At 43.2% G+C, this 21,736-nt stretch carries 15 protein-coding genes; 4 read left to right on the top strand and 11 right to left on the bottom strand.

Going from position 1 to position 21,736, the window contains the following annotated elements:
- Positions 1-931 precede the first annotated feature (931 nt).
- Complete coding sequence (locus tag FKX85_RS14755) at positions 932-1,534, top strand: alpha-ketoglutarate-dependent dioxygenase AlkB family protein (RefSeq protein ID WP_141615468.1); 603 nt, start codon at positions 932-934, stop codon at positions 1,532-1,534.
- Positions 1,535-1,548: 14 nt separating this feature from the next.
- Here FKX85_RS14755 and FKX85_RS14750 read toward each other — a convergent pair whose 3' ends face one another.
- The 9 genes from FKX85_RS14750 to FKX85_RS14710 all read right to left on the bottom strand — a co-directional run bounded on the left by FKX85_RS14750 (position 1,549) and on the right by FKX85_RS14710 (position 12,320).
- Positions 1,549-2,172: a hypothetical protein gene (locus FKX85_RS14750; RefSeq protein ID WP_141615467.1), complete on the bottom strand. Its 624-nt coding sequence runs from the start codon at positions 2,170-2,172 to the stop codon at positions 1,549-1,551.
- Positions 2,173-3,523: 1,351 nt separating this feature from the next.
- Positions 3,524-4,129, bottom strand: coding sequence for an HmuY family protein (locus tag FKX85_RS14745; RefSeq protein WP_141615466.1), 606 nt, complete (start codon positions 4,127-4,129; stop codon positions 3,524-3,526).
- A 416-nt stretch (positions 4,130-4,545) separates the two neighbouring features.
- Entirely contained in the window at positions 4,546-6,852 is a 2,307-nt protein-coding gene (locus tag FKX85_RS14740) for a TonB-dependent receptor plug domain-containing protein (protein WP_141615465.1), read from the bottom strand.
- Between the two features lie 208 nt (positions 6,853-7,060).
- On the bottom strand, positions 7,061-8,110 hold the full coding sequence (locus FKX85_RS14735) for a hemin-degrading factor (protein WP_141615464.1): 1,050 nt from the start codon (positions 8,108-8,110) through the stop codon (positions 7,061-7,063).
- Positions 8,111-8,113: 3 nt separating this feature from the next.
- Positions 8,114-8,866, bottom strand: coding sequence for a heme ABC transporter ATP-binding protein (locus FKX85_RS14730; RefSeq protein ID WP_229239634.1), 753 nt, complete (start codon positions 8,864-8,866; stop codon positions 8,114-8,116).
- Positions 8,867-8,922: 56 nt separating this feature from the next.
- Positions 8,923-9,993, bottom strand: a complete 1,071-nt coding sequence (locus FKX85_RS14725) for a FecCD family ABC transporter permease (protein ID WP_141615462.1) — start codon at positions 9,991-9,993, stop codon at positions 8,923-8,925.
- A 22-nt stretch (positions 9,994-10,015) separates the two neighbouring features.
- A complete protein-coding gene (locus FKX85_RS14720; RefSeq protein WP_141615461.1) occupies positions 10,016-10,885 on the bottom strand; it encodes a heme/hemin ABC transporter substrate-binding protein in 870 nt (289 codons plus the stop codon).
- A gap of 188 nt (positions 10,886-11,073) precedes the next feature.
- On the bottom strand, positions 11,074-11,289 hold the full coding sequence (locus FKX85_RS14715; protein WP_141615460.1) for a hypothetical protein: 216 nt from the start codon (positions 11,287-11,289) through the stop codon (positions 11,074-11,076).
- Positions 11,290-11,351: 62 nt separating this feature from the next.
- Positions 11,352-12,320: a helix-turn-helix transcriptional regulator gene (locus tag FKX85_RS14710; protein ID WP_141615459.1), complete on the bottom strand. Its 969-nt coding sequence runs from the start codon at positions 12,318-12,320 to the stop codon at positions 11,352-11,354.
- A 679-nt stretch (positions 12,321-12,999) separates the two neighbouring features.
- Between FKX85_RS14710 and FKX85_RS14705 the strand changes: the two genes are divergently transcribed.
- Positions 13,000-13,932, top strand: a complete 933-nt coding sequence (locus tag FKX85_RS14705; protein ID WP_141615458.1) for a hydroxypyruvate isomerase family protein — start codon at positions 13,000-13,002, stop codon at positions 13,930-13,932.
- A 279-nt stretch (positions 13,933-14,211) separates the two neighbouring features.
- On the opposite strand, the gene FKX85_RS14700 is transcribed toward FKX85_RS14705, so the two are convergent.
- Entirely contained in the window at positions 14,212-15,528 is a 1,317-nt protein-coding gene (locus FKX85_RS14700; RefSeq protein ID WP_141615457.1) for an MFS transporter, read from the bottom strand.
- Positions 15,529-15,775: 247 nt separating this feature from the next.
- Between FKX85_RS14700 and FKX85_RS14695 the strand changes: the two genes are divergently transcribed.
- Both FKX85_RS14695 and FKX85_RS14690 read left to right on the top strand, forming a co-directional pair.
- Positions 15,776-18,793, top strand: coding sequence for a SusC/RagA family TonB-linked outer membrane protein (locus tag FKX85_RS14695; RefSeq protein WP_141615456.1), 3,018 nt, complete (start codon positions 15,776-15,778; stop codon positions 18,791-18,793).
- Positions 18,794-18,817: 24 nt separating this feature from the next.
- Positions 18,818-20,494: a RagB/SusD family nutrient uptake outer membrane protein gene (locus tag FKX85_RS14690; RefSeq protein WP_141615455.1), complete on the top strand. Its 1,677-nt coding sequence runs from the start codon at positions 18,818-18,820 to the stop codon at positions 20,492-20,494.
- A 59-nt stretch (positions 20,495-20,553) separates the two neighbouring features.
- On the opposite strand, the gene FKX85_RS14685 is transcribed toward FKX85_RS14690, so the two are convergent.
- Positions 20,554-21,549 (bottom strand): LacI family DNA-binding transcriptional regulator, encoded by a 996-nt coding sequence (locus FKX85_RS14685; protein ID WP_229239633.1) that lies wholly within the window; start codon positions 21,547-21,549, stop codon positions 20,554-20,556.
- Positions 21,550-21,736: the final 187 nt, after the last annotated feature.

Genomic DNA, 21,736 nt, shown 5'->3' with positions numbered 1-21,736 from the left:
CCGGACATGGAGAGGGATCTCAATTTTAAGTAAGAGATTCCTTCCCGATGTATCGAGACAGGCTATTCGTCGAAATGACAAAGCCATTGTTAGAATGGCATAGCTAATGGAATATGCAGTCATCTAAAAGAGATTTCCCTGCTTGTATGTAGTTAAATAACTTCAATTAACCAATTTTACTCTCTTTCTGACGGCAGGAAGAAACTCCATCAGGGAATGGTATAATAAAGACGATAAAATTGGCTCTATGTGGAATACTGTGGGTAAATTATTCACGGGACTGTCCCACTTGTGCGGATAGATCAGGGAAATAGTTTTGTTCCTACGGCACAAAGCCCCCTGGAGGCAACCTGATTTTACCAGGCTTAAATGCCTAGTGGGATTGGCCAGGACTCCCTTCTCACTATTTTAGCCGCCAGAAGTGTCAGCAAGGATGCTCCATTAGGAGCATTGGCTTGGTAACAGAAATTGGATACAGCATCCTAACAGTGCCGTAGGTACTGACCATGGGCAAGGAAAACATATATCATTATCGACTGCATCAGGAGAATGGGCACCCAAATTCATCCGTCCACGCGATGCTTCGATCTCCATAGCCCGCTAGCGCTCAGTTTGCCCATAGTAAATCATATAGAACCATAAAATTTTACTGGTGTCCGAGGAAACATTCGTCAGATTGAAAAAATCAACTGCTTTCACCCCTAAATCCTCAAAAGGGGACTTTCTAAAGCCCCCCTTTTGGGGATGGGGGTCATTTTAGGGATTGGAATAAAAACCCTCAAATTTCTATTTAAAGACCGCTTTTGATCATATTTGAAATTTAGTCGGACCCAGTAATAAAATTTCTCCTTTGCTTGATCACGGCAGATCGAAATGACGACTGGTGCCAATATTCCATTTTTGGGTTCAAACCCTTACCTTCGCAATATCCATGGATTTATTTAGTCAAGATCGTCTGCCAAACATTTTGCCCTTTGATGGCACGGTGCATTATTATGGGAAAATCTTTAGTGCCGACCAATCCGCTTCCTATTTTGAAAAGCTGCTACAAAACATCGAATGGAGGCATGATGAGGCGCTGCTCTATGGGAAGCATTATGTCACCAAGCGCAAAGTGGCTTGGTATGGAGATGAGGCTTATGAGTACCGCTATTCCGGAACCACAAAACAAGCACTCCCTTGGACCACTGAATTAAAAGTGCTCAAAGCCATCGTGGAAGAGAAATCCGGAAATTTTTTTAATTCTTGCCTCCTAAACCTCTACCATGATGGCGGCGAAGGCATGGCCTGGCACAGCGATGGTGAAAAAATGCTTGGCGATGATCCTATCGTGACCTCCCTCTCTTTTGGTGCAGAGCGCAAATTCTCCTTCAAGCACAAAACCACCAAACAAACTGTCAGTTTGGTACTCGAAAACGGTAGCTTGCTCGTCATGCGAGAGGGTTCCCAAAAACACTGGCTCCATCGCTTGCCGCCCACCAAAAAAGTCACCCGACCAAGGATCAGTCTTACTTTTCGAAAAATAATCAATTAATTAACCGGCTTTATTTATAATGCCTCCATTTTATCTAAACTTCTCAACATTCTTCTTATCACTTTTCTGGCAACATGGGCAAAACTCCCGTACTCACCCCAGCTATTATACGCCTTGCCTTCCAAGACCCCTACAGGTTTCATATAATCATCTTTTGCGGTAAATACGGACATGGTGAGAGAAACATCTGTTGTATAGGTTACATCCTTTGAGTAAGTTTCCCTCGATCCTTCATTGAATTCCAAATTACCAAATCGACTTATACTATTATATGCACTTGTACTGGTATAATTGTACCCAACTTCATGGGAATCCACCACTTTAATAACTACCAATGTTTTAACCTTATTTTTCTCAAGCGCATTGAGGAATTCCTCCTCGGAATATTCACCCGATCCAGGAATAAACAGGTCATCCCAAGACAGCGAGACTAAGTCCTTTTTTTCAAAATACTTTACGGTTTTGTTTTTAAGCTTTGGATCAGCTTCTTCAAAAGACACAAGTACTTTATTTTCAAACTGGTCTTTTAATATCCCATACTTGTAAATCCTGCTGCCCACCTTTTTTTGGGCTAAAACCGACTGGACAGAAGCTACCATTAGTCCCGTAATAATCAAAAAGCAAATTAACTTGTTCATAATTTTATTAAAATGATCTTGTTTTAGATTCGCCATACTTAATTGACGAAGAAAAGATTATGACTGTACTGTTTTAAACTCATCAAAACAATGTAGTCCCAAAACTATATCTAACAATCACTAATTCAAAATTTTTAACACATAATATTAAAATTTACAATCTAATATTTTAATAATTATTTATTCGTATAATAAAAAATAACAATTACATTTAAATATTACCAAAAACTGTCTTTTTACGATAATCTATATTTATCACTTCAAAAGTCCTATTGTTCAATCCCCCTGACCTTAAATCGATTGGTACGGATTTGTGATCGTTAAAAAAAATGAAGGGGAGATAGTTAAATTGTCACTGATTAATTGATAATGGAAATTTGCATTCACACTTACCCAACATGACCATTAAAGCAATATTTCTGGGGGTAGGGGAAAGTTCCATTCATTTGGTAAGTCGCCAAGACACAAAGTGTTATGAAGGAGAATCCCAAATTTCATGGAAAACAAATGTGATTATACGGAATTGTGCAAGTAATCAAATTCATTAGAAGAAAGTCCACGAATTACACGGATTGTCACGAATTTTTTTATGTTAATCATTGATTGATATAAGGCAGTTTGCTGAATATGCTCAAACTGGCAGAAAAGCGTATAATCATAAAACAATTACTGGAGTCCGAGAAAACAATCGTCAAATTAAAAAAACCACCTGTTTTCACCTCTAAATCCCCTAAAGGAGACTTTCTAAAGCTCCCCTTTAGGGGATTTAGGGATTGGAATAAAAACCTTCAAATATCTATTTAAAGACAGTTTTTGATCATATTTGAAATTTAGTCGGACGCCAGTAGAAAACAAACAGCTTTGGGGCTTAGAGCTTTGTGCTTTACCGTATCTTATTCGTTACCAAGCCAGCCCACCTAAAGGCAGGGCTGACCAATTGGCGTTGAATATACCTCTTAATAGAAAAGAAATAACGCTCCATGCCGCCCGTACTTTAACAAATGTTGAGTTAAAAACTCACTGCTCGCGGTTCCGCAGCACAGCTGTCGGAACAACAGGTGGCCTGCTTTTTTTGCCACGAAGGCTCGAAGTCACAAAGTAGATTTATTGGGAAGTGTCGTGCAGTCTGCACCATTGTTTCCCAAAAAACTTGGTGACTTTGTGGCAAAAAACCAAAAAGAAAGCATATTAAAATAAAGGGATTCATGCCCCCAACTTTTCAACTTGCCCTATAGTATCCCATAGGAACAGATACTTATATCAGTGATTATGTGCACTTGTTGTACAAAAAAAAAGGTAGAGCCAGTAGCCCTACCTTTTCAGCGAAAACATATGTCAAATCAAGTTATCTTTAGAAATTCTTTGTTCCATTGGGTTGGAGGACGTACCGGAATGTATAGTTGTACATATCTTTGAGCTCATACTCATCTGCGGGAGGATTACCTTTGAAGAAACTTAAAATTTCCATTTTCACATAATTTCCAGCATTTGTTTTCACCAAAATTACCCGGCCAGCTATTGGGGTAACAAAATGAGTGGAACTATCATAATTATACCATCCGGCTCCAGATTGTGCAGGAATAGCAAGTCCCTCTTCCTTTGTATCTACTTTAAATTCAGCATTTTCAGGCACTGCATTCAAATCATCAAATATGGTTTCTTTTAATAAGGCTACTTCCGCTTTTCCATCTCCAGAGTTCCCTCCGTTTACGAATATCTTTGCCCCAAAAAAACCAATATCCCAATCCCCTTCCTGGGATGCTATCTTTTCATTACTCTCAAAACTATAATAAATTGTATCTTGTCCCCCAGAGTGAGCTCCCGGTGCATAAAGATCCTCTACCAACACCGCATTTAGTTCTTCTTTTACTTTTGGTTCCGTGTCACCACCATTGGTACAAGCGGAAAATACAGGCAATGCCAGCATCGCTAGGGCAATAAAGTTTACTTTTTTCATGTTTTTTTATAATGTTTAAAGGTTTTTCAGTTTTTAAAATTTATTAGAATATATTGATCATTTTTATTTTCACTACCGATTCATGCTCAACGAAAAAGGACGTCATTGTAAACGGAGTGAAGCAATCTCACTTTTATGATTCGGGATTGCCACGTCGTCGTCACCTCCTCGCAATCACGAAAATCAATAGCAACATCTTCTTTTGTCTTTCTTCTTGGTTCTTTACTCTTTCTTGATACTAGTTCCTGATTCTTTATGCTCACCTTTCCTACTTCCCTTCCGCAACCTCTCTGTCCCCTATGAGGGAAGCCACAGCCTGCAGGAAATCCTTATGCCCTATTCGTATGTTCCTCCCCGCCGCGGCGGGGAGGAACAACTGTCTCAAGTTTCAATACTTGATACTTAATTGTCCGTTCTCAATTCCCAAACAATTGATCCAGCGAAACATTGGCACGGATAAAGTAGGTCCTGCCTGGATTGGTGCTGTCGTATTCGTTGATAGCACCAGCAATATTCCTTACGCCCGTCTCCAGTGTCATTCCATTGTCAAATTGCTTGTTCAAGGTCAAGTGCACCTGCATGATCCCTTCGGCATATTCAGAAGGATCATCCAAAATCTGATTGCCATTGGTATCACCAAAACCGTATTTACCACGGTAGATTCCACGCAATGCCACGTTCACTCCAGAATGCCTTTCCCAATAATTGACTTTCACATTTCCACTGTGCCTGCTGCGGTTAAACAGTCCTCCGTAGTCTGGTCGTTCTACCCTTCTGGTGCGATTTTGACTGTCCCTTTTGAAGTATTCGCCGTTTTCGATGCCTTCGATTACTTCCTTATCACGGCTATCCAGATACACGTATCCAAGCGAAAACCTCCATTGGCTGCCCAGTCTATAATTCGCTTCTACTTCTGCTCCCTGTGTGATCACTGCATTGAGGTTAATGTAGCTGTAAACATTTCTACCGTTCGTCAGGCGGGCCACTGCAGCCGTTTCGATCAGATTGGAAATTTGATTTCGGAAGTAATTGGTATTTAGCAACAGGTCATCTGTGAGTTTCCACCGGAAACCAGTATTGACTGCCCAGCTGTTTTCTGGTTTCAGGTCACCAAATGTGCTTGGATCCATCAGCAGCTGTTGCACATGGCCTTGCGCTTCCAGTTGTCGAACACCTTCTTCCACAAGTACAGAACCGTACACATAATAGCCTACGACTGCGTTATTGAAGTTCAGTAGTAGCTGTCGGAAATCGGGCGATTTGAAGCCCGCCCCGATGGAGCCTTGCCAGCTAAAGCGGTCGGAAAACTTGTGCATGGCAGAAATTTTCGGACTTATCCTCCCACCGTATTCACTGTGGAGGTCTCCCCTCGCCCCGGTCACCACATTCCATTTTTCCGTAGGGCTCCACTGATGTTGGAGGTAGAGATAGCCCGAGTTGAAGCGGTTATTGTCATCATAGCGTGTGGCATCCACCGTTTCCAATTGGTGACCGATGCCTACGCTCAATAGCTGCTTTTCATCCAATCGATAATCGGTCTGCAGCTCGGTCCGGTGATAGCGCTGACTAAAATCCTCTTGGTCCACCACTTCACCCGTTTCGGAAAAAACCGTGCTGGAATGGGTATCGTACAGCGTGGTCATATTTCGAAGTGTAAAAGTCCAGTCGGTATTGGGCTTAAAGCGAATGGACGGATTGAAATTGATATCCCTACTGTCTCCCGCCATATCAGCGACCAATGTCTCTCCTCCGGAACTCACGCCGACTACATCCTTATACCCATCTTGATAAAATCTACCACTTAAGTTAACTTTCCATTTATCTCCCATTGCCTTACCCAGCTTTAACTGGGCTGTCTGGGCTTCGTGAGGAGCCTTGGTGTTTCCAAGGGTTTCAGTATTCAAATCATACCCATCCGTATTATAGTAATCGTAGTATCCATAAACATTCCAGCCGTTGGTATTCAGCCCTACTTCGGCACCCATGTCCAAGGAATTGAATGATCCGTATTGGGCGATGAGGTTTGCACTGAGTCCATTGCTTTGTTTTTTGGTAATGATATTGATCACTCCGGCCATGGCTTCACTGCCATAAATGGCACTGGACGGTCCCCGAAGAATCTCAATTCGGTCGATATTGCCGACACTAATCCGATCCAGATCAAATGTGCCCGCCGTCCTTCCTATCAGAGGTTCTCCATCCAGCAAAATCAAAATATACTCGGCATCCAAACCTTGCATTTGCAGTCCTGTACCATGGTCAGCTACCAGTTGGAGCCCAGTTTGTTCTGCCAACACATCCGACAAGCGAAAGGCACCTGTTTCACGAATTCTCTCCTGTGTCAGCACTGTTACCGGCATTGGTAAATCTTCTACGCTACGGTCAGTCCTCGTTGCGGAAAGCACATATTCATCTAGCTGTCCTAAAGACTCCCGAAGGACTATACGTGGATTGTTCATCAACTCTCCTACTGTCAGTTTTAACTGTTCGAATCCCATAGCATAAACCTCCAACTCCATGGATGATGCATAGGCTGAAAGATCGATTCTCACCTGTCCCTTGCTATCTACAGACAGCACCTTTCCACCATCCAATCGGACAATTCCATGGTCTATAGGACTGCCCTTGGTGTCTTGGATCAAAATATCCACAGGTTCATTTACTGCATAGGAAACCATGCAGATCAAACAGAGTAGAAGAGTATGTATTAGCCTTTTATTCATAAATTTCACTCAACAGCCATTTGTAAAAAGCTGCTGTTTTAGATTCTCCATCACCCCAAATCAAAGGGGAGCTGGATGTTTTAAAATTTTATTTTGCTTATTGACCAATCCTTTTATCGTCATCGGTTTTTGAGCCCCCGGGCCATGTGCCCGGAGGTATCAAAACAACTCAAAAAGTAAAGAGACAATCACAAAAAATGCTTTCAAACTAAATTCTCTTTAAGGTATCCACCAGTTTTTTCCAGGCGACATTTTGCGGGATGCCCGGCTTCCGGAGACCAAAATATTGTGCAACCAATTCACCTGAATGGTCAAATAGCTCAATGGAAGAGACCAAGCCGTCCTCTGTATTCTTATGCACTACCCAAGCTTCATCGATCGAATCTTCATTTAAGTGCATCACAAAGTCCGGATCCATTACATTAAACCAGTTATCGATTTGGCGAAGGTTTTTCACCTTTCCTTGGTGTATCTGAATATTGCCTCGGTTACCGGCAAAAATCATAATAGGCAGCTCTTGCTCGGCAGCTTTTTCCAACACTTCCCTAATCACTAATCGATCTACACGATAGGCCCACTTATCTCCGATCTTTCGCAGGGCTTCCTGACGGTGGAGTCTGTACCGCTTTAGCATACCAAAGAAGTCATGTGTATCTTTCATTTCCTCCCATTCCTTCCTGAAACCTGCTTCATCTATCTCACTAGCATATTCAGGAGTTTTGATCGTTTCAATATCAAGATCAGCCATTTGGTCTATCGCTTTGTATTCATTTTTTAGCTGCTCATAAACATCTTCATTGCTTTCCCTTTGAAGGTAGATTTTCATGATCGCTTCTCCTGCCTGATCAAAAAACTGGAAGCTTTTCATCAGGCCCCTCGCACCTTGGATTTCAGCGGCAAAACCAAATTTACAGTTGCTAAAGAAAATACGTTGCTCTATCGGCCCAATCACCGTGGCCACTTGGTGTGGATCCGAACCATGAATGCTGATTTTTTGGAAGGTTCCTTTGTGCTCGAGCACACATCCTTCTGATCTGGTGAGTGCCATAACCCTCCCCAAATCACGGCAGTGAAGGATAAAGTCGGCCCAATTTCCCTCCAGCCTTACAACACCTTCTCCAATAGAAGTGGCCAGTAATTCGGCTTCAGAAACACCCAGAAGTTTGGCAGCCTCACGAATCCTTATATTGGGCTGTCCTTCTCTGAGGGATTTATATCGTTCTTTTAGCTTTTGTACGGTATTGATAATCGTAGTCATTATTTATGCTGTTTTGATGGATGCTAATGTTGAGTATTCAGTACTTTCTGAGGTAATGATGACCTGCTCATCGTTCAGGGGATGAGTCATCACGGATATGGGATGGCCATACACCATCGACAAGTTTTCGGCAGTCATAATGGTTCTGGCGGAACCAAAAGCTTTTACCGAACCGTTTTTCATCAACATGACCTTATCGGAATATTGTGCTGCCAGATTTAAATCATGTAAAATGGCCAGAACGCCTATATTTTTCTTTCGTAAATGCCTCACCAGTCGTAGCACTTGGTGCTGCTGGGCGATATCCATACTGGAAGTAGGCTCATCCAGAAACAGGTACCTCGCGTAAGGCTTATCTTCCCAAATCTGCAATAGCACCCTGGCCAGCTGTACTCGCTGTTTTTCTCCTCCAGAAAGGTCATCTATCATTCTCTCCTTCAGGTGTTTTATCCCTGTAAGCTCCAACACTTCTTCCATTAATCGCCCAGAAGGAGCATTGGTATCATGAGACAGTATTCCCAATGCCACGATCTCTTCTACCGTATAGGGAAAATTAACTGTCGAATGCTGTGGCATCACTGCCCTGTATTTTGCCAATCGCTGCGGATTTATTGATGCCAGCGGTACTTGATTAATGGAAACAGCCCCTTTTTCACAGTTTTTTTCACCACTCAATATTTTTAGCAAGGTGGATTTCCCTGCTCCATTTGGCCCCAATATGCTCACCACTTCACCCGGTAACAGATCAATGCTCACGTGGTCCAAGATTGGTTTTTTCCTGATGCAGAAATGGATATTTATGGCACTGACCATCATAGGATTCGTTGACGTTTAAAATTCAAGAGTATCGATATAAAGAACGGTGCTCCAATCAGCGCCGTAATAATCCCTATGGACAGCTCAGCAGGCGCGACTATCAACCGGGAAATAATATCGGAAACCAACATCAATATGGCGCCAAGGAGAAAGGCCACGGGCAAGAGCGTCCGATGGTCCGAACCCAACATCATTCTTACCAAATGCGGTACTACCAGTCCTACAAAACCAATGGCTCCTGTCACTGAGACCCCTGCACCTACTGCCAATGCACTAAAAAAAAGCACTAGATATTTCACTTTCTGTACATGGATGCCCATGTGGAAGGCTTCTGATTCTCCCACTGCCAAGGCATTAAGGAATTTGGGAAAAGACATCATCACTATGGTGGAAATGATGATAAAGCTCCCAACGATATAAAGCTTATTCCAACTCGCTCCTCCGAGGCTACCGAGGCTCCAGAAAGTAAAATTCCTTATGGCATTATCATCTCCATAATAGATTACTAACCCGATCAGTGCCGCGGATAGCGCATTGATTGCTACCCCGGCAAGGATCAGGATGGAGATATCGGTTTTGCCGGATTTGCTGGCAAGCCTGTAAGCCAAAAAGGTATTTAACAGGCCACCAAAAAACGCCGCCAAAGGCAATGCAAATGCACCAAATAGTGAACGTAATTGCCAACCGATGGAACTAGAAAAGACAATAATAATAACGGCAAATAAGGCACTTCCAGAGCTGACACCAATGATGGCAGGCTCTACCAAAGGATTTCTAAATAATCCTTGCAGACAAGCTCCCGCCACGGCCAAACTCCCCCCTACCAACACGCCCAACAACACTCGGGGAAACCTAATTGTCCAGAAAACGGCCATTTTCTCTTCGGCAACATGCTGCATCGGCAGGCCGATCTTGGTACCCAAAATACTCCACACCTCTGGTACAGAAATGGCATAGGCACCGGTCACCAGTGAAAGCAACACACACACCACCAAGAATATCAAAGTACTCGATATGATCATTGGCCGATGGGCACTTACTGTTTTATAGCTGAGCGATAATTGCATAATGATGGTTTTTCTTCAATGATCAAGGGTGGGTCTCTTCAAATAGGTCAATAGCAGCCTGTCCCATTCGGGGACCAAAACTGGACAGGTAATGACCATCCATTGCAATGAGCTGATCTTTTTTCCAAGCAGTCGTAGCGGTTATCCCCTGAATCGCCCGAAGACCCTCCTTGCCTCCCGCGGCTCGGAACCCTGACTCAAATAAAAGAATATAGTCAGGATTAAGTGCCGGTAAAGCCTCGGGAGTAAGTGGTTTCAATCCTTCAAAGTCCACTGCTACAGGTTGGGCACCAGATAATGTTATCATAGCCTCTGCAAAGGTATTTTTGCCTGCTAGAAAGACCATTTCAGGCCCTCGGGACATGATGAAGGCTACTCTTGGGTGCTCATCATTCCGCTCTTTAAGCATCCTTAGAGCTTCCAAATCCTTATTTAACTGACGGATTAACTCATCTGCCTTCTCTTTTTCTTCGAAAATTTCTCCTATCTCTGTAATGAGCAATTCAGCCGCTTCTTCAGATTGAGGCTTATCCAGTACAAAGACCTTCTTACCACTGTTTTCTAGTTGGGCCACCACATCATTATTGAGGTAATTCTCTTCCACTAGGATCCAGTCCGGATTAAGGGATAAAATTCCCTCTGCCTGGATTTGATTTCTATAGCCAATGGAGGGTAATTCCTGCATCTTAGCAGGATATGTACTGGTCAGGTCTGTTGCCACTATTGCATCACCATGACCGAGGGCATACACAATTTCGGTTATGGTGCCACCTGCGGTGATGATCTTGGGAGTAGCTTCAGCTGTTGCCGTTTCTTCTTGCTCTTGGCTCCTTTTAGTGCCGCATGACACTGCTAAAACCATGACGAAAAATAGAACTATATTCTTTCTCATTATTTAGATTAATTATAGATAACATCACAAATGTATAACTATTTAGACTTAATCCAAATAAATAAATATTGATTATATTTATGGGATTTTAAATGTCATTTATTGACTATGAGATTTATAAATCCATAGTGGCCAACTATGGATTTGACAAGGTGGGACTAACCCGGAAAATTATTAGTCAAAAAAAATCAATCTTCCAGTTCTTCACAAAAATATCCTTTTGATATAAGGGCTAATGCTATTTCATTGACATTCACTTGATCGGTCACGACCCGAAGAATATTGTCACAATCTTCAAGATCTACGTTCCAGGAACCAGTATTCCCTATAAGGTGGTCCAATGCTGGCGCTATTTTTTCAACTTCCGACTCATCTCCGATTGATGTTCTAAAAACCAAAATCATATGGCTTATTTTAAGGGTCAAAATGAACAGTTAGACAAATTAACGCATCAATAATGACAACCCTATGTCAGCAGTGCCGGAGTTATTTTTAATCTACTCCACTTCTGCTGGAGTCGCTTCACGACTTTTTCCTTGACATGATCTGGTGAAATGATGTCCGCGTACTCCGCAAACATAAAGAACCACCTAATAAAATCATCTTCGTAAGGAAGCATAAAGATCATTTCAGTCTTACCCCCTTTATCGGCCTGGTACACTAATCCATAGTCGTATTTATCTCCGCTCAAATAGGGTACTACACCATTATCCACCTGTACCACGATCTTTGTCAGCTCTTTCTGGTTTTCCAGTTTCTTTAAGTAAGCCTGTAATGTAGGATGCTTATCCTCAAAATGTTCACCCAACTCCTTCAATCCTATAATCCTATCTATGCGAAAGGTCCTGTAAGCTGAACGGAGCCTGCAATAGGCAATCATATACCATTGATCAAAGTAATAATAAATGCCTACAGGTTCTATATCCCTGGTTGATGGTTCATCCTTTCCTGAAGCTTGGTATTCCATGCGCAATATTTCCTTCTTAACCACACCAGAGAGGATTGTGGGAATCGTCCTTGGCCGATGATTCTCCAAAAGGCTGTTAGGCCGTTTACGAATAGCGATATGCGACTCGGCCAATTCATAGATATCCTTTTGTCCACTTTTCAGTACCGATCTTATCTTGTACATGGCTTCTTTAAAATGACCTGCACTTTCCTTATCGGTGAGTTTTTCAACCATCTTTTCGGCCATCACAAAGGAGATTGCTTCCTCTTGCGTAAACATCACAGGCGGTAATCTGTACCCCTCCAATAGCGAATAGCCTGTTCCCGCTTCTCCAATGATCGGAACACCGGCTTCTTCCAAGGCACGCACATCCCGATACACGGTCCGTAGGCTAATATCAAATCGATCGGCTAATTGCTGCGCCTTTACGAGCCTTTTGGACTGGAGGTGGGTCAGTATAGCGGTCAATCGGTCAATTCTATTCATCGCTTTTCTTGTCCATAGTTCGTTCTAAATTTACCATTTTTTCCAACTTCTTACAGGTATCCTAAGTTTTGATTTTTTTAGTTTGACACCAATTGTCCCAAATAATCCCAATAAAGGTAAACCTATCATAAACTTCCTATTGTCGGTTCTAATTGATTTACTGAGCGTAAGTAAATCGATACCGCACTATTGGAATCGAAGAAACAGGTGGACGGTTGATTTTGGTACTCATGCTCCTGATGCAGTCGATAATCATACATTCCTTCATTGCCGGTGGTCAGTACCTACGGCATTGTTAGGATACTCTATCCACTTTCTGTTACCAAGCTAAAGCTCTTAATGGAGCATCGCTGCTGCCCCCTTCCGACCGTTTAAAACAGTGAAGTAGCTGTCCTGACTAATGCCGCCAGGCATTAAAGCCTGGTAAAATCAGGTTGCCGCTAGGTTGCTTTGTGCTGTAGGCCTGCCTCGCTCCAGGCCGGTACAATCCTGTTTCTCAGGACTACCCGCACAAGAGAGCCGGGTCCGGGGATAATTTACCCACAGTATTCTTCACAGAACCTTTTTTCATAGAATGAAATAACCATTATCTGTACCATTAGTAAAAAATTATTTGTCAACATATGCTTCATCCCTTATATTAGTTAGCTTTTAAAAAAACTAAAACACAATAACCAAAATGAAAAACCACCATAACCCTAGAAGGACTTTTTTAAAAAATGCTGCATTGGGCAGTGCTTTGGCTACCTTTACAAGCGGAGTTTCCCTGGCTAATACCAGAACGAAGCAATACACTCGGCAAAATTTCAATTTAAATTATGCCCCCCATTTTGGCATGTTCAAAAACCATGCAGGCAATGATCTGGTGGATCAAATTGATTTTATGGCAGAACAGGGCTTTTCCGCCTTGGAAGATAATGGCCTGATGAACCGCTCACTGGAAGATCAAAAACGCATTGGTGCTGCCCTCGAAAAGAACGGCATGACTATGGGGGTTTTCGTGATTGATCCTGGATTCAACTGGGAAGTAGCGCTTACCACTGGTAAGAAAGAGTATAAAGAGGCTTTTGTGAAAGAATGCGAAAAAGCAGTGGAAGTAGCCAAAATCGTCCATGCAAAATGGATGACCGTAGTGCCCGGCTATTTTGAAAGAAACCTGCCTCTTGACCAGCAAACCGCACATATCATCGATGCTTATAGAATGGGAGCGGAGGTATTTGAACCCCATGGACTGACCATGGTAATGGAGCCACTAAGCGATAATCCCCACCTCTTCCTTAGACATTCCAATCAGGCTTATATGATCTGCAAAGCCGTGGACAGCCCTGCTGTCAAAATCCTCTATGACATTTACCACATGCAACGAAATGAAGGTAATCTAATCCCCAATATGGAGCTTTGCTGGGAGGAAATCGCCTATATTCAGATTGGTGATAATCCTGGCCGAAAGGAGCCTGGAACGGGAGAAATAAACTATCAAAATATATTCAAATGGATTGATAATAAAGGATTCAAAGGGATTTGTGGCATGGAGCATGGCAATGCCTTACCCGGAAAAGATGGAGAAAAGGCCTTAATAGACGCATATCATAAGGCTGATGCATTTAAATGAACCATAAAGAGGCTGTTCCATAAATCTACCCCATGGCCACGCGGGATAGCTATGTCACGATCGTAGTGATGGCAAAATACTTGAAATTGAGTCTATGTCGAAATCACTTCTTTGCCTGGGCGGGATCGTGAGAGCCCGCCCAGATGGCTATCGGGATGGCATCTTCCATTTGTCCCGGTTTATGAGTCAGCCTCTTTTTTACCATTTTTCAATCAATTCACTTCAAGAAAATAATCTGAAACGTATTCTACTCCCCTAGATTTGATATTAGTGACAGCATCACCTTATCCTGGGCACCAGGAGATGGATGATCAATAGTGCTATCAAATAAGACGCCGATGCCATTATAAAGATGGGGAAATACCCCCAATTCACCAGAATGATCCCCGCAAAGGCCGCAAAGATCGTCCCGCCGATCCCTCCGACCATTCCCGCCAATCCTACTACCGATCCCACTACTCGTTTAGGAAAAATATCGGAAGAAAGGGTGAACAAATTAGCAGACCAACCTTGGTGTGCAGCTGCAGCCAGTGCCACCAATACCATTGCCAGATATACATTAGATACTTTAGCTGCAAACATCAGCGGTACCACCAACAGTGCACAAAGCAACAATGTCAATTTCCTGCTTTTATTTACAGACCAACCCATGCTGATAAATTTACCCGAGAGCCAACCAAAAAATACACTCCCTAAGTCTGAAGTAAAATAGATAAAGATAAACGGCAAAGCCAACCCAGATAAATTCAGCTTGGTTTCCAGTGCTTCATTACTATTGAAAAAGTCCGGCAACCAGGTAAGATAAAACCACCATACAGGATCTGTAAAGAACTTCCCCAGTGCTATTGCCCAAGCACCCCTGGTTTTCATAAGGCTTTTCCATGGCACCTTGGCATTATCGGACTCAATTTCCTTATCTGAATTGATATATTCCTGCTCTTCGGCGTTTACCTTAGGATGTGCCTTCAGAGGCCTGTAAATCATCCGCCAGCAAATCAGCAAAATCACGCCTAACAGTCCTGTACACAAAAACGACCATCGCCATCCCAAATTGATAATTAGGGCAGGCACAATCAAGGCTGTGGCCATGATCCCGACATTGGCTCCAGCATTATAGATCCCGGTGGCAAAAGATCGTTCCTTTTTCGGGAACCACTCTGCTATCGTTTTAATCGCTGCCGGAAAATTGGCTGACTCACCAAAACCAAAAGCAAACCGGGTAATGCTAAGTCCCCTAAAACTACTGACAAAGGCAGTAACAATACCTGCAAAACTCCAGATGGCAATGGCAATGCTATATCCTTTTTTGACCAGCACCCGATCGATAAAATAGCCCATCAACACAAAGCCGATAGCATAGGCAAATTTGAAACTGGCGTCCACATAGCCCATCAGGATCTTAAACCGTCCAATCAGGTCAGCGGAAAGTGGGGATGACTCGGAAACATTCAACATCTCCCTCCGGAATCCCTCATCGATCATGGTAAATGAAAGGACATTCCTGTCAATATATTTGACGGCGGTAGCCAAAAAAAGCAACGCTACGATCCGCCACCTATATCCTCTAATAATACTATTAAACTTTCTGTCCGCCATGTTTTGAAGCTCTAAAATAAGCGTTTCAAAAATTATTAATCACTAAAATACTCCAATTACATTAATTTATTACCGTTAAATTTTGACATTAGGAATTATTATTTACGAAAACGATTCCGTAAATAAATTATAATTCAACCTTGAATTTATTCAATAGTGTATCTAATTTGAAACATGCCTTATAAAACAACAAGGAATTTTCAAGTGCCATTAAACCCTTTAATGATTAACAATAAACCAAATAACTATGCAAACCAAAAATTACTTTTGGACAGGGATAATACTGTTCCTGCTATTCTTTTCCGGTCCCTCGATGGGCCAAAATGTACAAGTCACCGGAACCATTTCAGATGAAAATGGCATGCCCATACCGGGCGCTGCCGCCCTTATCAAAGGCACCAGTAACGGAACTGCCGCGGATATCGATGGTAAATACACCATAGCTGCCAGTGCTGACCAAACCCTTCAATTTTCCTTTATCGGTTACAAGATAAAAGAAGTGATCGTCGGTAACCAGACGACCATAGATGTTTCCCTAGAGCCGGACGTATCGGACTTGGATGAAGTGGTAGTCGTGGGATATGGATCGGTAAAAAAGAGCCAGCTCACTGGAGCCATCTCGTCGGTCAGTGCAAAAGAAATCACTGACCAACCTATCACTGATGCACGTCAGGCGTTACAAGGGCGATCTTCAGGTGTGGATGTGACCTCCCCTGGCAGTAAGCCGGGTGCAGCACCACAAGTACGAATCCGTGGTAGGAGATCATTCAATGCCAGTAACGAACCGCTCTATGTAGTAGATGGAATTCCCATCACTGGAGGAATCAATGACATTAACCCTAATGACATTACCTCCATGGAAATCCTAAAGGATGCTTCCGCCACAGCCATCTATGGTTCCAGAGGTGCCAATGGTGTCGTATTGGTCACCACCAAGCGAGGAACTACCGGCAAAACGGTCGTATCCCTGAATTCCTATTATGGATTCAATAAATCCTTGGGTACAATAGAGGTGTTCAATGGACCTGAGTTTGCAGAATACAAGCGTGAGTCCCGTAGGGCGACCGGAAATTACCCTGAAGGTCCTGCCACTGCGGAAGCCGACGAAGCCCTGTTTGAACCCGTGGAACTCGAAGGAATTGCAGCGGGAAGAACCACCGATTATGTGGGAGCACTAACCCGAACGGGAGCTATCCAAAGCCATCAGGTATCCGTATCCGGTGGAAGTGAAAAAACACAGTTTTTTGTTTCCGGAGGATTTTTCCAGGATAAGGGCGTGGTGATCAATCAGGACTATACCCGGTATAATTTTCGCGCAAATATTGACCATAAAATCAATGACAAGATCAGGTTTGGGACGTCCACATTGGTGTCGTACAGCGAAAGAAATGGGGAGAACTTTAACCCGATCGGTGGTGCCATGCAGGAGAATCCACTTGGTAAGCCCTATGATGAAGATGGCAGCCTTATTTTTCTTCCCACCTCAGACGGTCTCAGGACCAATCCTCTGGCAGAAATCGTCCCCGGTGCCAATATCGACCTAACCAAAAGGTACAGAATATTTAACAGCATTTATGCCGAGTGGAAAATCGTTGATGGACTGACCTACCGTGTAAATTTCGGCCCGGACATTACCATTGACCGAAACGGTAGGTTTACAGGTTCACAAACCAACTCCAGAAGAGGCGGTGACCCAATAGGAAGTGTAGAAGAAGATTTCAGGTTTAATTACACCTTGGAAAACATCATCACCTATGACCGGACTTTTGGGGAAGACCATGTCTTTAAATTTACTGGTCTTCAATCCTTCCAAAAGGATAATCTGGAAGAAACTTTTTTAAGTGTTCAAGGCATTCCTGCTGAAAACCAAAGCTATAACAGGCTTGGTGATGCCAGCCAGATCACCGGAGCGAACACCAACCTGGTACAGTGGACGCTTTTTTCCTATATGGGACGGCTTAATTACAATTACAAAGGCAAATACTTGGTGACCGGTACCTTGAGGGCTGATGGTTCGTCCAAGTTTGGCGAAAACAACAAGTTTTCCTATTTCCCTTCAGTGGCATTGGGCTGGAATATCAGTGACGAACCCTTCTTCAAAGCAAATGAGACGTTTGACCAAATGAAGTTAAGGGTAAGTTATGGGTCCATTGGTAACCAGGCTATTGATCCTTATCAAACGCAGGCGTTATTGGGCAGAAGCACGTATGCCTTTGAAAACAATCCGGCGTTTGGGTACGGACCAAGTACCATTGGGAATCCAGACCTGAGGTGGGAAACATCCACTACGCTGAACGCTGGTTTGGATTTTTCCCTAATAGCCGGAAGGATAAGTGGTAGTTTTGAGTACTACATCACCACCACCAAGGATCTTTTGGCACCACAGCCACTACCCAATTCCATCGGTTTTGGAGGCTACACCACCAATGTTGGAAAAACCCAAAACAGGGGTATAGAGCTGACTGTAAACAGTGTCAACATAGATAACACCAATTTCACTTGGACTACTGACCTGATTTTTAACAGAAACAGAGAAGAAATCCTTGAACTTCCAAGTGGCGATGATATTTCAGCAGGACGTTTTGTCGGGGAGGCATTGACGGTCTTTTATGATTACAAGAAAATCGGGATATGGCAAACAGACCAAGCTGACCTGGCTGAATCCTACGAAGACAATGTCGGGGAAATCAGGGTAGAAGACATCAACAATGATGGACAAATCAATGCCGATGACCGTCAGATTCTTGGTTCTGCCGTTCCTGATTTTGTACTGGGCATGACCAATAGGTTCTCCTATAAAAACATTGACCTGTCCTTTTTCATTTATGGCCGCTTTGGATCCATGATCAGAAGCCGCTTTCATGATCAATTTAACGGACTATACGGTCGATACAATAACTTGGCTGTGGATTATTGGACACCAAATAACCCGACCAATGAATTTCCTCGACCAAACCAAAACCAAGAAAGCCCCAAGTATGCCAGTTCCATGTCTTACTTTGATGGCACCTTCATAAAGGTGCGTAACATCAATGTAGGGTATAATTTTCCTGAAAAAATTGCCGCTAAGATCGGCATGGGCAGCCTGAGGGTCTATAGTAGTATCCAGCAACCGTTCATTTTTGCCGAGTACAGGACCAAACACAAAGGGATAGATCCGGAAGTTTATCTGGATGGTGATCAAGGCGCCGGCGCCGGAGAGGTAAATGCCAACATCTCGCCCGCAGTTACCTCGTTCACCTTCGGCATCAATGCAAAGTTTTAATGTAGGATTATAAAAAACGAACTCATGCGAATCAATATATATAAGAACAAATTATCACAAGTTCTCCTAGCTTGTTCACTAGGAGTAGGTATCCTTGCACTGCCTTCATGTGAAGGAATCTTGGAAGAAGAGGTTATTGCCAATATCGGCGATGAATATATGAACACACCAAGTGGACTCCATGATGGTGTCAATGCCGCCTACAGTACCCTTAGATCCTTTTATGGCACCGAAAGGGGAAATAACTTCACGATTTTCGGAACAGACACCTACACCAATGGTGCGGATGGTAGCTGGAAATTCATGAATCAGTACACTTCCCAGTTTGACCCAAGAACGGGCCATGTAAGGGAAGTGTGGAACAACTTTTATGCGGGAATCAATACTTGTAATGCCGTAATTGACAGAGCTCCGGAAGTAAGCGGAATGGATGAAGGATTAAAGGCACGGTACGTAGCAGAAGCCAAGTTTATCCGCGCCCACCATTATTTTGTGTTGACGCAGCATTTTGGAGGAGTAGATCTGCAGCTCACCGAAACGGTCGTATCTACTAATGAGGTGACCCGTGCTACATTAGCAGACATGTATGCAGCTATCATTGCTGACTTGGAGGCCTCCATTCCCGACCTGGAAGCCACTATGCGCTCGACAGAATACGGAAGGGCCACTAAGCCTGCTGCAGAACATTTACTGGGATTGGTTTATTTGACCAAAGGCTACTCGGAAGCCGCAGAAGGAAATGATTTTGCCAATGCGGAATCCTATCTCAAAAAGGTAATCGATGATTATGGTTTCCAATTGCTCCCGGATTTTGCAGATGTATACGCTTTTGGAAATGAAATCAATGATGAGGTCATTTTCAGTGTGCAATATACCCGTGATCCACTCACCAATGGAGACGGAAACAATGCACACCTTTATTTCTTAATGGAATATGATATCCAACCAGGGATGCAACGGGATGTCGCAAATGGCAGGCCATGGAAGCGATACCGCCCCACTGACTACACCTTAAATAATGCATTTGTAAACCGGGATGTGGATGCGCGTTACCACAAATCCTTCAAGGATGTATTTTACACCAACAGTCCAGGAGAATACAATACGACCTTCGACCTCAGCAAAAGTACGGTTTCATTTGCAGAAGGGGATACCGCTATCTATGTACCTGGATACGAAATACCTGAAGCAGAAAGGGCTTCAAAGCCATATCAAATCCTGACACCAAGTATGTACACCGACAAGCTATTCCCTACGCTGACCAAGCACTTGGATCCGGGAAGACAGGACAAGACCCAAGCTGCCGGAGGAAGGGATTATATTGTATTTCGGCTGGCGGATACTTACCTGATGCTGGCAGAAGCCCAATTTCAGCAAGACAAAATAGATGATGCCGTCGAAAACATAAACGCCATCCGACGGAGAGCAGCTTGGCCAGGGATGGAAGCAGCTATGGAAATTTCATCCGCCGAGCTGAACCTCGAATTTATCATGGACGAACGTGCCAGGGAACTATTAGGTGAACAAAAGAGATGGATGGACCTGGTAAGATGGGGAGCACTTGTGGAAAGAGTTAAAATGTACAACGAAGCCGGGGCTCCAAACATCAAAGCCACCCATATCCTCAGACCCATTCCTCAAAATCAAATAGACAGAGTAGCTGGAGGTAAAGAAGCCTTCCCGCAAAACCCCGGGTATTAATCGAATCATTGACCACCAACACCATGGGCGCCAGCTGAACCAAATTCAGTTGGCGCTTTTTATTGCATCTGAGATGATTTTCTGATATGCAAGGTAGAAGGTAAAACAATCACCTCATCCTCAAAATCAGGAGCATTCTTTTTAGTTAGTTTATTCATCAGCAAGCTGGCGGCCTTACGGCCAAACTCATGGGTTGGCTGTGACACTGTAGTAAGGCTGGGATTTAAAAGATCGGCGATTTTCATGTTCGAAAAACAGGCTACCTTCAGCTCATGAGGAATATCCATTTCCAGATCATGCGCCACATAGTATGTACTAATGGCCAGTTTTTCCACCGCCGCCAAAACACCATCTGGTTTAGCTTCACTACATAAGAAGTTTTTAATTATACAGTGGTTTTCCTCATCAGAATTCTCACACTTAAGCACAAGCGTATCATCCTCTCCTATTCCATGGTCCTTCAACGCATCCAAATATCCCCTAAGACGCTGTTGGCTAATGGATATCTCCCTGGACAGCAATAAAAAAGCAATTCGTTGACAACCTTCCTTTATCATGTGACTGGTCAGTTCGTAGCCACTTTCATACCCATTGGTCACAAACTTAGTAGTGGGGATCGTCTCACAAATCCGATCAAAAAAAATAATGGGAATGCCTCTTTGATGCACATTGAGCAGGTGTTCGGTTTCTTTGGTCTGGTGGGAAACGGACATCATGATGCCATCCACTCGGCCATTGAGCAAATGGGTAACAATTTCTTTCTCCTTCTCCAAGTTTTCATGTGTATGGTACACCAATAGATGGTAACCAAACTGCTGGGTAATTTCCTCTACACCCTCGATCACTTGGGCAAAAAAGTTATTGACCAGATCAGGAATAATCATGGCAATGGTCTTGCTTTTGTGTTCCCTCAGACTGCGGGCAAAAGGATTTGGCTGATAATTCATTTGCCTGGCCATATCCAAGACCCGCTTTTTGGTCTTATCGCTGATTTCATAGCTGTCATTCAGTGCCCTGGAAACCGTAGAAGGTGCCAGATTCAATACTTCAGCCAATTTTTTAATGTTTACACCATTCATAAAAACACGCTCTTCAGGTTATTGCAAATCAAATTTAAGGGATTTCGCCAATCTCCTGCTACGTACTGCATATTATTGCACTCGCTGTACTGATCTTTCCTGAATCATACGAAAACGATTCCGTGATTAAAGTGGACTTTTTCCTTAAAAATGCAGCAAACAA

This window comes from Echinicola soli (assembly GCF_006575665.1).
In the GTDB taxonomy this organism is placed as follows: Bacteria; Bacteroidota; Bacteroidia; order Cytophagales; family Cyclobacteriaceae; genus Echinicola; species Echinicola soli.
Note: the sequence above shows the minus strand (reverse complement) of the source record. Positions and strands in the feature narration are given on the sequence as shown.

What these genes read in the sequence shown, in the direction of transcription:
- FKX85_RS14705 (WP_141615458.1), top strand. Translation starts at nt 13,000, where the DNA reads ATGAAAAACCACCATAACCCTAGAAGGACTTTTTTAAAAAATGCTGCA.
- FKX85_RS14740 (WP_141615465.1), bottom strand. Translation starts at nt 6,852, where the DNA reads ATGAATAAAAGGCTAATACATACTCTTCTACTCTGTTTGATCTGCATG.
- FKX85_RS14700 (WP_141615457.1), bottom strand. Translation starts at nt 15,528, where the DNA reads ATGGCGGACAGAAAGTTTAATAGTATTATTAGAGGATATAGGTGGCGG.
- FKX85_RS14755 (WP_141615468.1), top strand. Translation starts at nt 932, where the DNA reads ATGGATTTATTTAGTCAAGATCGTCTGCCAAACATTTTGCCCTTTGAT.
- FKX85_RS14715 (WP_141615460.1), bottom strand. Translation starts at nt 11,289, where the DNA reads ATGATTTTGGTTTTTAGAACATCAATCGGAGATGAGTCGGAAGTTGAA.
- FKX85_RS14710 (WP_141615459.1), bottom strand. Translation starts at nt 12,320, where the DNA reads ATGAATAGAATTGACCGATTGACCGCTATACTGACCCACCTCCAGTCC.
- FKX85_RS14735 (WP_141615464.1), bottom strand. Translation starts at nt 8,110, where the DNA reads ATGACTACGATTATCAATACCGTACAAAAGCTAAAAGAACGATATAAA.
- FKX85_RS14690 (WP_141615455.1), top strand. Translation starts at nt 18,818, where the DNA reads ATGCGAATCAATATATATAAGAACAAATTATCACAAGTTCTCCTAGCT.
- FKX85_RS14695 (WP_141615456.1), top strand. Translation starts at nt 15,776, where the DNA reads ATGCAAACCAAAAATTACTTTTGGACAGGGATAATACTGTTCCTGCTA.
- FKX85_RS14720 (WP_141615461.1), bottom strand. Translation starts at nt 10,885, where the DNA reads ATGAGAAAGAATATAGTTCTATTTTTCGTCATGGTTTTAGCAGTGTCA.
- FKX85_RS14725 (WP_141615462.1), bottom strand. Translation starts at nt 9,993, where the DNA reads ATGCAATTATCGCTCAGCTATAAAACAGTAAGTGCCCATCGGCCAATG.
- FKX85_RS14750 (WP_141615467.1), bottom strand. Translation starts at nt 2,172, where the DNA reads ATGAACAAGTTAATTTGCTTTTTGATTATTACGGGACTAATGGTAGCT.
- FKX85_RS14745 (WP_141615466.1), bottom strand. Translation starts at nt 4,129, where the DNA reads ATGAAAAAAGTAAACTTTATTGCCCTAGCGATGCTGGCATTGCCTGTA.